This window comes from uncultured Anaerovibrio sp., from assembly GCA_902786545.1.
GTDB lineage: Bacteria > Bacillota > Negativicutes > Selenomonadales > Selenomonadaceae > Anaerovibrio.
In genome coordinates this window covers 1-12,466 of record CADACU010000052.1, presented here as the reverse complement: position 1 = coordinate 12,466, position 12,466 = coordinate 1, and the positions used below count along the sequence as shown (strand labels likewise).

Here is a 12,466-nt window from a genome sequence, read left to right as displayed (position 1 = left end):
ACTCCTTGATTGATATTGCTGTTATTCAGAGCCGCCCTGCTGGTTTTGTAGATATCCGAAACAGCGGCTGCCCCCTGAAGGGTGAACCAATTTTTACCCCATTGCACACCAAGGCCGGAGCCCACTGTGATAACCCGGGATTTCTCCAGTTCATTATTATTCTGCTTGCTGTCCTTGACGGATACTTCAACCTTGCCATTATTCGTGGTAGTGATATTCACATGGTTAATTTCAGCCAGCAGGCTCTCCTTTTTCTCATCGGTACCAACCGAGGTATAGGCCACAGCAGCGCCGAAGCCTACCTTTTTGCCGCCCACTGAAACGCCGCCGGCCACAGTAGTCTTTTTGGACAGCTCCTCAGCGGTAACGGACAGCTCCTTCACGTTTTTCAGTTCAGTCTTTTCCCCTGTAGTTCTGCCCCCAAGGACGCTCTCCGTATTGTTCACGCCCCGATTGATGGCCACGGTTCCCGTTGCACCTACAACGGATTGCTTGATATTTACATTTACGGCACCAGCCACAGCCAAAGCCTTGCTCTGGTTGGTGGAAGCCAATTTAACAGAATTTTCGCCCCCATTAAGATGAATAATATTATCCTTCAGATAGGTGCCGGTGGTATTATTCAGGGAGTTATAGGCCAGGGACAGCCCAACAGCCATTCCCTTGCCTCCGGCCACCTCACCGGCAATATTGATGATGGATGAGGTATTCTGGGCCTGTTCGCTGATATTCTTGCCGGTGATGGTATTGTTTGCAAAGGTAACCTTGGTATCATTTTTCAGGTCGTTCCAGCTGCCGGAACCGGCCCCGTTGAAGGTCTTGCCCCCAATGGCCACACCGGCCCCTACAGAAACGATGGTGGCGTCAGTGGCCGCCTCCCCACTCACCGTCTCAGCCGTGATGGTGGAGTTGGTAATATTGGCACCAATATCGTTCTTCACATAGTTGTAGGCAATGCCTGCACCAAAGCCGGCATCACTTTCCAGGCCGCCGGCCATGGCGGCAGTAATGGTCAGACTGTGATTTTTCCCCAATTCATCCTTGGCATCGCTCTCATCTTTTGCAGCGTCATCGGCAATCTTGCCTTCATCGGTAGTTTTTGCAGCATCATCCAAGGCGGATTTCTCTTCACCATTCTCAAGATAAACCTTACCCGTGGTGTCTACTCCCACATCCTCAAGGGTTTTCTTGTTATTCTTGTCCGCATCCACGGCATCCTTCAGTACGGATTTAGTCTGATTATCCAGCTTGTCGTTGTTCTCTATTTGCTGCTTTTCGCTATTGCGTTCATCATCTGCCTTGAGGACAGGGATTTCCCCGGCCTTGACATTTACCGCGCTATTCGTATTACCCTGTACAGTTGCCCCGGAAATATAGGCACTGGTGGTGTTCTTTACGCTGCCATAGGCAAAGGCCCCATTGAAGCCATAGCCGCTCTTGCCGCCTGCCACTGCACCGCTAATCTGGGTGGTGCCCTTCTGCGCTTCCACGTTCACGGCCTGGAATTTGTCCTGGTAGCTGCCACCAATGATACCGCTGGACAAATTGTTTTCCAGATTACTGATGGCTACCGCGCCACCAAAGCCTACATTGGTATTTGAGCCACTGGCCAAATTAGCTGCTAATGCCCCGGCAATCTGAAAATCCGTACTGGTAGCTTTGTTATCAATCTGGCCGCCGTTCGCGGAGCTGGTGACCGTATTATTGACCAACAGGGCATGGATATCCTGGTTGGCCTTGTTATAATACACCACACCTGCTCCGGCCACATTGGTGCCATCGCCCTTGGATACACTGACGCCCATGCCGGCCGCCACTTCTATACCAGTTTTGCTGGCCGTATTGGAGACAGACTCCACCTTCTGCAGATTAGAATTGCGCAAAATAGAGTCCACATCACGGTTGGAGCTGTTCATGGCGAAGGTACCGCCAATAGCCACCTTGGTGCTGGAGCTTCCATCTTTCAAAGAATGCTTGATATCGGTGCCACCTAAGGTGATTGAGCCCAGGAAATCTGTGGCAGAAAGGGCAACGGAGCCCACGGCGTCATCCCCGTTCTGCACCGTCACATTGTTCAGCACAGCATCCGTCCGACCGCCCAGGAAGGTCAGGGCCACGCTGCCCTCCATGCCGATAGAAGCACCGGCACTTTCTGAGGAACCGGCAGCAGGAGCTGCTCCCTCATCCTTCTTATCATTATCCGGCTCCGGGTTGGCCGCCGAGGCGGCTTCCTTACCTGCGCCTGTTGCATTGTTCTTCTGATTCGTTACCTTAGGGTCTTGCCCTTCCCCGGTATTTTCGGTTACAGTTGGGGCCGCGCTTTCATTCTGGGCCGTTACAGTGTCATTTTCCAAGGCATCAGTGTTGTTCTTGGCCTCTTTGGCCCCCTCATCGCCCTTCTTGGACCACTTTGTCCACTTTTCGGAATCCTTATTTTCATTTCCGCTGGTGTCCTCTGAGCCACTGGTTGAGGCCTTGGCCTTGGCATCGTTCTTGAGCATACCGGTGGTGATGGCGGCAGCGGTGTAGCTGCCCGTGGTAATGCTGCCCGTGGCATTGCCGGTGGTGGCTGTACCCAGCTTTCCGGCAAAAGTATCCCCGGCAACGGTTCTGGCCAGTGCGGCATCCTGATAAACCTTTTGGGCGGCCTTTTCCGCGTCCATAGTACTGCCGGAGGGCGCACTAATACCACTGCCATTATCGCTGATCATGGCAAGACTGTTTACATCATAATTTACAATTCCAACACCAATGCCAAAGGCCTTGGATCCGGTGACACCCGTGGATTCGCTGCGGGCCGAATTATCCACATTGGTACTATTGGTGGCAGTAAGCATTACAGCAGGTGCCGTGGTGCTAATCTCATCATCCAGGGACACTATGCTGTTGCTGTCCCCATAGGAGAGGGCCACCATGCCGGAAACACCGATGGATTCACCCTTGCCGGCATTTTTCACCTCATTCGTCCCATCCAGGGCAGTGCTGGCGGCGGCGCTAACTGACTCCGTACCATTAAGGGTTACCCCCTTGCCGGCCATAATCAGGCTGTTGCCGCTGATGTTCTGGAGGCCCACCGTGGCCCCGACCCCCACCTTGTTGTTAGCCTCAGTGGCACCATAGGTTCCCTTGGCATTGGTATCAGCATCGGCGGACAGGCTTACCGCACTGCCATCTATACTGGTCTGCTGACCTAAAAGGACAATGGCATTATTCTTCAAGGTATTGATGCCTACGGAGCCATCCAGCACAACGGTGGCCGGGGTCTCCTTATCGGCCTGGCTCTCGCTGCTCACTTCGTAGGAAAGGACACTGTCCGTATCCTTGTTGTTCTTCTGGTATTTGCCCATACCGGCGGCAGCATCCAGTGATACGGCACTGCCCTTGATTTGGGCAGACTTATCCCCGTCGCTGTCAAGCACAATATTGGCATTGTTCTTCACATTGCTGACCAATACGGCAGCACCAATTTCCACCTTGGCAGAATTGGCCTGGGCATTTTTCACCGTCAGCTTAAGGCTGTCCTCTTTTTCCCCAGAGGCCGTCATCAGGGTTTTGGCGGAGAGATTGACCGCACCGTCCGGCGTGTCCCCCTGCTCCGGCTTCGTAGCCGTAATCACAGCATTCTTCCCAATAGTAACATTGGCGTCGTTCTTATTGGACAAAATGCCTACGCTGGCTCCAAGCCCAAAGGCCGAGGTTTTCTTCTCATTGCCGCCGCCCTCATTGGTGCCCTCCACCTTGTCCTTGACATCCTTGACGCCGCCCTTGCCGTCTGAACCGGCAGCATCCTGGGTCTTTTCGTCATTGGCATCGGCCGAGGCGTCCTTCATCACCTGGGTAGTATCCTTGGACTTCTGCTCGCTCTTTTTCTCATCCTCGGATTTTTCCGAATCAGGCTTGCTTTCCTCGGCGGCAGCAGCGTTATTGTCTTCCTCTTTCTCCCCATCGCTTGCCTGGGCAGTGTCCTTGCCCTTGCTCTCCTCGTCCTTCACTGCGTTGTTTACCGTTATTTTCAGCCCGGTAATATTGTTCTCTGCCTTGACCTCCACGGCTCCCGCCGTAATGGACCGGTTTATGCTCACATCGGCACTGGTGTCATAGTTGGCCAAGCCCACATTGGAAACCACATAGCTCTTTTTCCCTACGGCTCCCACGTTCACATCAATGTCGCTGCCCGTAACCGCATCCATGGTCACCTTGCCCTGGGCGGCCGTCAGAGCCGTCGCCGTCGGGTTGTTTACCGTTACCTTGGACTTGGTATCGCCGGTCAAAACGGCAACGCCCACAGCCACCGCATTAGCTTCACCACCGGTGCCGGTCGCTGAAAGGGCGGCTGTTGTATCCGCATTGGCCGATACCTTGATACCATTTCCATCGCCATCTGCTCCATTAGCTGTCAAATTGCCGTCAATGACCACATCGGCATTATTGTATACCCGGGAAACCGCCACGGCAGCAATCGCCTTGGAGCTGTCGTCAATGGTTTTGCCCTCGCTGTCCTTTTTACCCTGTCCCAGGGACACGGCGATGGACTGCTTGAGCTCCACCTTGGAGGTGGCGGCAATATCGATATTTTGACCCGTAATAGTAGCGTTTTCCCCAATTTTAACCGAAGCTTTGTTCTTTTTGCTGGAATAATTGACAAAGAGGTATTTGTTGGCCCCGGCTTCCTTCTTGGCCAGCTTGTCAACCAGTCCATTTATTAATTTATTATCATCACCTAAAATAATCCCCTTGAGGGTATCCGTCAGGGTCATTGGGGTGCTGTCCTCGTAGGTGCTGGTGCTTTCTGCCGTAAGCTTTACTGCACCGTAAGTGCTGATAGAAACGCCCTTCCCAATGCTGACCTTGGCATCCAAGTCGGTGGAACGGTCCTTCCAGCGGATGGCATTGGCCACTTCCTTGTCCTGATTATTTGCATCTTTTTCAATTTTGGTATCCTTAACGGCAGACTCCTGCTTAGCCATGAGGATTATATCACCGCCGCTGCCTTCAACCGCTGTTAACCCTCCCAAATCAGCATTAGTCTGTATGGTATCTCCATTCTTTATATTAACCAGCTGAGTGAAGTCCAAACTTTTGGTGCTCTGCAGCACTGCGCCGTCCTGGAGGTTGATAATGCCTGCCCCCAGCATAACCCCGCTATGGGTATTGATTTTCCCGCTTACCTCCACTTTTTTCCCTGTCGCGAAAGAACCGGTATTCAGCGCATCAACAGCCGCCAGCGTAATATTAGCAGGCGTATTATACAATGTATCAAAGGCAGTCCTGGTAGGAACGAGCCCTGTAAACTGGCCCGCGTTGATAACACCTGATGCTCCAACAGCTATTCCATCAGGACTTAAAAAGATAAGATGACCGTCAATATTGCCATTATTGCCATTTATTACAGCGTTAACGATACCATTGATATTTATTTGCTTGTTAACCAGATTGGCAAGGGTGGACGCGCCACCAAAGCTAAGGTTGGCAATATGCCCCTGATTCAAGTCAAATTCCTTGAATCGGTTGTAGGCAAAATCATTGCTCACTACATTTTCCGGATCGATATTATGCACCAGCCCCGAAGCATCCAGCACAGTACCGTCTTCTCTAACAATCGCTGCTTCACCAAGGTCAAGCGGATAGGCGAAAACCCCTGCCGCCATAACCAATGATGCAAGAAGCAATCTCGGTTCCATTTGCCTTGTTTTCGCAAGGCTCTTTTTGTTGCTTAGCTTTTTGCTGCTGTATCCATATGCCATAATGATCACCTTTTTCTGCCTGATACAAATAACTCCTCAACGAAGCATTCCTACCATATCTGTTAAAATGTAGCCGACAGGGTGAAATCCAACCTCATGCTATCCACCCTGTTCCCATAAAACTCTTTTTTTAGCGGAAAACCAACGGTTACTGCACCATAAATATTATTAAATCTAGCCTCTACACCAAGGCCTGCACTCATCAGAGTGTTATGCTCCGGCGCCGTTGCTCCCCGCACCGTTCCCCAATCGAAGAAAGGGAAAAAGAACACTTTTTTTGCTTTGTCCAACGGGACATGAAACTCAAGACCAGCCGTCAATCCCTTCGTTCCGCCAATAAAACCTTCCTCGTAACCTCTTACGCTGTTGACGCCACCGATAAAGAACCGATCCGACGCCGCCATAAAATTACCGGAGGAAAGCTGTCCATCCAACCGTGCCTGCCAGAAGTTACCGTTTTTATAGCGGTTTTGCCAAAAAGAAGTAACACGATAGAACTTTGTCGAATCCGATTTTCCGTCTACATCCCTTCTCCGAGCCCAGACAAAGGAATGTTTGTGATAGAATACCGTAGACGCACCATAATGGGTAAAGGAAACATATGGTATCACCCGCTGAATCCGGTCATTCACCCAAGGCTCAGCACCATTACCGAAGTCTGTTTTCGCCGTTTGATGGACATATTGCAATCCTGCCTCGTGGCGGGAGTTCTCCGTTACCTGGAAAGGCACGCGCAATGCAATGGAATAAGAACCTGACTTTCCCTGTATTCCCAATGGTCTAAGCTCTCCGTTTACCACTTCTGTTCTATTGCCTGAATAATCAAAATCCAACCGCATACCTCGGGTGGAAATAGGTAAACTGTATCCTAACGACCACACCTTGGTTCCTGAACTGCGGAGAAAGCTTGCTTTAAGTGCATCCCGTTGTCCCGACAAACTTCTGATATTGTAAAAAATTCCCTGACGCCAACGGCCACTATTATCATAACCGTCATTATCCATATACAAGCTAACAGTTTGATTTTGTGGTTCAAATGCTATGATTTCATAGTCCGTGGTTCCCTCCTTGACTCCAGGTTTCATAACCACCCGAAGCTGGATATCATTAGTTCCATGAAACCAGCGAAGATCCCGATTCAATTTGTCCGTATTGGCAATGGTATCCTTCTTCAACCCTAACCGGTCAATTATATATCCGGTTTTGGTATGATTGTTGCCTCCAACCGAAATCTCTCCCGTCTTACCCTCGATTAGGCGGATTTCTACCACTCCATCATGAATTCGTTGTGGTGGCAACACAGCCCCGCAGGTCATATAGCCTTTATCACGATAGAGGCCCGTAATCCGGTCCGCCATCTCCCGCAAATCATTCAAAGTAGTCTGTCGGCCAATATAAGCATCCGTCACTGACTTCAGCTCATCTGTCGTCAGAACCTCAGACGAATCTAAAACCACTTGTTTCAATTCAAAGCTTATTTTAGTATCAGCCTCATCAGCCGAAGGAGCACCTTCCTTCTCCACCTTATTGTTCTTGGTGGCCTCATCCTCGGCAATTTGTTCCAGCACCCGTTCACGCTCAATATTTCTACGCTCACGCTCCATCTGTGCTCCTGCATCCATACCTCTGTTAGGTTCAGCCGCAAATGATACATTACTCCCCGCAAACACGCCTACAGCCAATGCTACACAAATTGAATTAAATAATTTCATCGTAATTCTCCCCACCTATTTTACAAATATTATACTCTCCCACTTTTATTATACTTTTCAACTTTACGAAAATCAAAGCTTTTGTGAAAAAAAAATTACTTTATACTCATAACTAATCCAAGTAATATTTTTCCTAAGTACAGTAGGCTCCTCACCTAATAAAATCAGCCCGGAAGGCTCACTGCCGTCCGGGCTGATTTTTATCTGATTTTATATTATTTTTGACCTACATGAACAGTCTTATCCTGATAATATGGGATAGTTAATTCCAAATCCTGTGGTTTATCAATATCAGCCGGTATCCTTGAATCCCCCTTTGGCACAGCTACCCAGAACACTACATCCACATTCTTGGTGGCCAAAGCCGATGACCGGGCAGCACTGTTTACCTGCACCAGTTCCACATCGCGGCCCAAACGCTTGCCAATTTCCGCCAATACGGCTGTATTAAACCCAGCTGGCGTTCCGTCGGCCAATACCAAATCTAATGGTGGCAAATCGCCTGTTATAGCTATCTTCAGCTTTTTACCATTTGTGACCGGCATAGCTACTGCAGGTGGCTCCTCCCCTTTTTTCAAATCGGTAATATATGTTTTCACCAATTTATCAAGAGTCCCATCCGCCTTCATTTCGTCAATGGCCTTGTCCAGTTCAGCCTTCAACTGCTGATCTTCTTTGCGAACAGCACAACAAAAGTCATCCTCCAGTTTCATATTTTTATGCTCAACTACTGCCAGTTTGTCATTACGATTTATAAGATACTGTGCTACACTGCCATAGAGGCTCATTTCCTTAACACTGCCTGATTCATATCCCATCAACATGGCCGTCAGCTTGTCATAGTAGATGTAATCATGGGAAAGCTTAACCTCTGTCTCCTCATCAATCTTCCTCATAATCTCATTGATTTTTTCTTCGCTGGCATTCAAATGAGTCAATGTCCCAACCTTAATCTGCGTATCATGGGTTGCTGCCTTATTCCCCTGCTGCCCTCCGCAGCCCACAAGTACCGTTCCTGCCAAAATACAGCCAAACAAAATAGTACCCAGTTTTTTTATGTTCATGGTGCATACCCCCTATCATCGTTCTAGTACGACGCAGCAGTGTTAAAATCCTGCTTTTCCATTCTATTTTTCTACAAGGGTAAACACGGCAATTTCCGGCGGACAGCCAAACCGGAACGGGAACCAGCTGCCATTACCGGAATGTACATAACCAAAGGTTTTGCCCACCTTATACATCCCCCGCATATACTTGAACAATGGTGGTACTACAGGTATTCCCAATATGCCCAGCTGACCGCCGTGGGTATGCCCCGCCAAAACCAGTTGCGTTCCATATTTTTCAGCCGAATCAAAAAAATCAGGATGATGGGCCAACAATATTTTTACTGAATTTTTCGGGATATCCTTCATAGCCTGCTCCGCATAGGCCTCCTGTAAAAACTGAAACTGGTCCCGTCGAATAGGATAATCCACTCCAGCCATATATATAGGCATATCGGCACCAGCAATGTATTTATTGCTATTAACCAGATAATGTATCCTGGTATTCTCCAAAGCCATATCAATTGCCGTTATCCCCCGCAGATGCTCGTGATTGCCCCGACAGTATACTATGCCATATTTAAACTTGTCCACATAGCTGTCCACCAGCTTAGCCGCCTTGGCATTTATCCTCCGGTCATCAAATAAATCTCCGGTAATAGCCAGAATATCCCCCTGCAGGCCTGCAGCTTTTACTAAAAGCTTCTCCAAATCATCCAGGCTCATAAATGGGCCCAAATGAATATCACTTAGTTGAACAATGGAAAAGCCTTTTATATCCTCGGGAATGTCCTCGACAGGAATATCAAACTGACGCACAACCGTATCATTTTTCTCTGCCAGCCCACCATACAGGGATATAGCAACCGCTCCCGCAGGCAATATAGCCGCTCCTCGCAAAAAACTGCGCCGGCTCTCATCCTGGGGAATGTTAAAGAGCTTCCCCTTGGCCCATTTAACCATCAGGAATAAAAGAGTCAACACATCAAATACTATCTGTCCCATAAAAAGTATGGTGGCAATATGCAGAAATATTCCCGCTATCACTCCAACACATTTGCGGGTCAGCATAATGATTCCGGTCAATATTATAAGCAAAACAGCAAAGAACCCCAGCATTTCACACCTCACAAGAATTTTCAATATAATGATATTTTGTATTCTATCATATTATTATGAAAATCTCCTCAAATATAAAAACCAGCGCCAATATGACGCTGGTTTTACACAACTTACTGAAAATTTCCCATTGAACACCTTTAGAATTTGAACTTCAGAAGTTCTCTCTTCAGGTCAGCTGCCAACTCGGACAGATTACGGGTTGATGCCGCGATTTCTTCCATAGTTGCCGACTGTTCTTCCGTAGCCGAGGAAATAGAATCAATATTACCGGTGACTGTATTGGTTACCTTCTCTACCTCTTCAGCGGAATTCAGTACCTCTGCACTGGAGTCAGCAGTAGCAGTAGCCGCTCTGGCTGCCTCGTGAATAAGTACATCAACTTCCTTAACATTGTTCACAATCTGCTGGAACTGTTCACCAGCCTGTGCCACAACATCACTACCGGTCTTCACCGCCTCAGTACCCTTCTTCATACTGTTAACGGCCTTCTGGGTTTCACTCTGAATAGCCTGAATAATTGACGCAACCTCACCAGCTGCCTCAGAGGACTGCTCAGCCAGCTTTCTGACTTCATCAGCAACAACCGCAAATCCCCGACCATGCTCACCGGCTCTGGCAGCCTCGATTGCTGCATTAAGTGCTAACAGATTGGTCTGGTCAGCAATACCGGAAATAGTATTGATAATTTCGCCAATTTCCTGGGAACGAACCCCCAACTCTGCTACAGCTTCCGCTGACTGATCAACTGTCTCAGTAATCTGGTCCATCTGATTGACTGCTCGTTTAATTGCTGCCTCACCATGCTCTGCCGCCTTACCAGCGTTAGCTGAAGCACTGCTCATCCGTTCTGCACTGGATGCAATAGAAGTAACATTTTCCGTCATATTGCGAATCTGATTCACAACATTGATCATGGTATCATTCTGCTGCTGAGCTGCACCGGCAATATCACTTACCTTGCCTGCAACATGGGTAATGGTCTCAGCACACTGCTCGGAGCCTTCAGACAAATCACTGGAGGCAGCAGATACCTGCTCGGAACTGTGCTGATGTTGCCGCTGGCGATTTCTTCCGATGCACCAGCCAACTCATTCAGCGGATTGAACAGAGCATTACACATCATGTAGGTGAGGGTCTGGATGAAAATCTGTGCCAAAACAAGCACAATAACCAAAACCCACCGCATTTCCCGTACAGGTGCCAGCAACTGGTCCTCATCAACAACAGTCAAATACTTGTAGCCAGTCTGCTCAGAGGTATAAACATTGACTACCTTGTTTACACCATCCATAGTGATGTCAACCATGCCTTCCTTGACATTGGCCAAACCTGCAAAATCTCCTTCAATTTCCGATACCTTCTTAAAGTTATATTCAGGATGAACTGGAGAAGCAAATATTACACCATCACCATCAACTACGACCATATTGCCTGTTTCACCAATTTTAATCTCACTGATCATATCAGTAACAACCGGCAAATCCACATTAAGGCCAAGCACACCCATAGGATTATTGGAGTTATCCTTTGTTACCAAAAAAATTCCAATAGTAGGAGTACCCTTGGAAGTCATAAATGGATTAGTAATACGAACCTTATTTACATCAGCCATGGATTCCTTATACCAGTCACGGGACCGGGCATCATAGCCCTTTTTACGGCTAACTGCCGGATACTGAAGATATCCACCTGAGGTAGTGCCATAGCTAACAACAGAAACAGAGCCTTTATTGGCTTCCACAAATCTGTGGAATATATCAAACATTGCTGCTTCATATCCACCCTTAGCTACTGGATCCATCGGGATTTTACCACTGGCATCCGTCGCACCATCAAGATAAACAGTGATATCACCACCCTGTCGAACAGTTGGGTCATTAGCCATATTAACCAAGCCATCTCTCAAACCGTTCAGAAACAGATGCATTGAGTTATCCACCTGAATAGCTTGCAGCTTAGTCTCCTCCTGGAACAATTCCCTTTCGTGGTTAGTTATGGTCCTGTTGAGAATAACTCCCATAGTCACCATAGCCACAAAAACGGAAACACCGATTAGCAGCATAAGCTTTGTTTTTACACTCGCATTTTTTAGAAAATCCGCCATAAAAAAACCCCCATATATAAGCAAATTATCTATATAAAAAAATCGACACCTCAACGACTACTATATTCCACATTTAGTCGATGAAATCCTGCTGACAAAAAAAAATTCCGAGATTATCTCGGAGTATTGTTAAATGGTGCGGTTGGTGGGACTTGAACCCACACGACCATGGATCACTACCCCCTCAAAGTAGCGCGTCTGCCTATTCCGCCACAACCGCATTTGAATATATATAGAAATAATGGTGCGGCCGAGTGGATTTGAACCACCACGGGGTCAACCCCCACTAGCGCCTGAAGCTAGCGCGTCTGCCGTTTCGCCACGGCCGCATAGTATATTTATAACAGATTTAAGCAACAATTACAAGTGGTGCCGAGGACCGGAATCGAACCGGTACGGTTGTTTCCAACCGCGGGATTTTAAGTCCCGTGCGTCTGCCAGTTCCGCCACCCCGGCAAAATGCTTAATTGGAGCGGGTGATGGGAATCGAACCCACGTGACCAGCTTGGAAGGCTGGGGCTCTACCATTGAGCTACACCCGCGTAAGTATTCAATGGAGCTGGCGAGAGGAATTGAACCCCCAACCTGCTGATTACAAGTCAGCTGCTCTACCTATTGAGCTACACCAGCATATGAACAAAAGTGGTGCCTCCGAGCGGAATCGAACCACTGACACGGGGATTTTCAGTCCCCTGCTCTACCAACTGAGCTACAGAGGCATAATGGCGACCCGAAGGG

6 protein-coding genes and 6 tRNA genes are annotated in these 12,466 nt (G+C 48.4%); all 12 read right to left on the bottom strand.

Features of this window, described 5'->3' with window-relative positions; translation table 11 throughout:
- Positions 1-5,744: leukotoxin LktA family filamentous adhesin (locus QZV24_RS09135; protein WP_294523128.1), on the bottom strand; the 5,744-nt coding region annotated here is incomplete at its 3' end.
- A gap of 62 nt (positions 5,745-5,806) precedes the next feature.
- Positions 5,807-7,456 carry a ShlB/FhaC/HecB family hemolysin secretion/activation protein gene (locus tag QZV24_RS09130; protein ID WP_294523126.1) on the bottom strand — a complete coding sequence of 550 codons (1,650 nt, stop codon included), beginning with the start codon at positions 7,454-7,456 and terminating at the stop codon, positions 5,807-5,809.
- A 215-nt stretch (positions 7,457-7,671) separates the two neighbouring features.
- On the bottom strand, positions 7,672-8,520 hold the full coding sequence (locus tag QZV24_RS09125; RefSeq protein ID WP_294523124.1) for an ABC transporter substrate-binding protein: 849 nt from the start codon (positions 8,518-8,520) through the stop codon (positions 7,672-7,674).
- A gap of 63 nt (positions 8,521-8,583) precedes the next feature.
- A complete protein-coding gene (locus tag QZV24_RS09120; protein WP_294523122.1) occupies positions 8,584-9,621 on the bottom strand; it encodes a metallophosphoesterase in 1,038 nt (345 codons plus the stop codon).
- 140 nt (positions 9,622-9,761) lie between these two features.
- A complete protein-coding gene (locus QZV24_RS09115) occupies positions 9,762-10,634 on the bottom strand; it encodes a methyl-accepting chemotaxis protein (protein WP_294523119.1) in 873 nt (290 codons plus the stop codon).
- A complete protein-coding gene (locus QZV24_RS09110; protein WP_294523117.1) occupies positions 10,577-11,728 on the bottom strand; it encodes a cache domain-containing protein in 1,152 nt (383 codons plus the stop codon). The genes QZV24_RS09115 and QZV24_RS09110 overlap by 58 nt, the downstream gene beginning before the upstream one ends.
- A 134-nt stretch (positions 11,729-11,862) precedes the next feature.
- Positions 11,863-11,948, bottom strand: a tRNA-Leu gene (locus tag QZV24_RS09105).
- Between the two features lie 22 nt (positions 11,949-11,970).
- Positions 11,971-12,057 (bottom strand) — tRNA-Leu (locus QZV24_RS09100).
- 38 nt (positions 12,058-12,095) lie between these two features.
- Positions 12,096-12,184 (bottom strand) — tRNA-Leu (locus QZV24_RS09095).
- Between the two features lie 12 nt (positions 12,185-12,196).
- Positions 12,197-12,270, bottom strand: a tRNA-Gly gene (locus QZV24_RS09090).
- 12 nt (positions 12,271-12,282) lie between these two features.
- Positions 12,283-12,358 (bottom strand) — tRNA-Thr (locus QZV24_RS09085).
- Between the two features lie 13 nt (positions 12,359-12,371).
- Positions 12,372-12,447 (bottom strand) — tRNA-Phe (locus QZV24_RS09080).
- Positions 12,448-12,466: the final 19 nt, after the last annotated feature.

Coding starts and splice junctions, on each gene's coding strand:
- QZV24_RS09110 (WP_294523117.1), bottom strand. CDS start 11,728: ATGGCGGATTTTCTAAAAAATGCGAGTGTAAAAACAAAGCTTATGCTG.
- QZV24_RS09120 (WP_294523122.1), bottom strand. CDS start 9,621: ATGCTGGGGTTCTTTGCTGTTTTGCTTATAATATTGACCGGAATCATT.
- QZV24_RS09130 (WP_294523126.1), bottom strand. CDS start 7,456: ATGAAATTATTTAATTCAATTTGTGTAGCATTGGCTGTAGGCGTGTTT.
- QZV24_RS09125 (WP_294523124.1), bottom strand. CDS start 8,520: ATGAACATAAAAAAACTGGGTACTATTTTGTTTGGCTGTATTTTGGCA.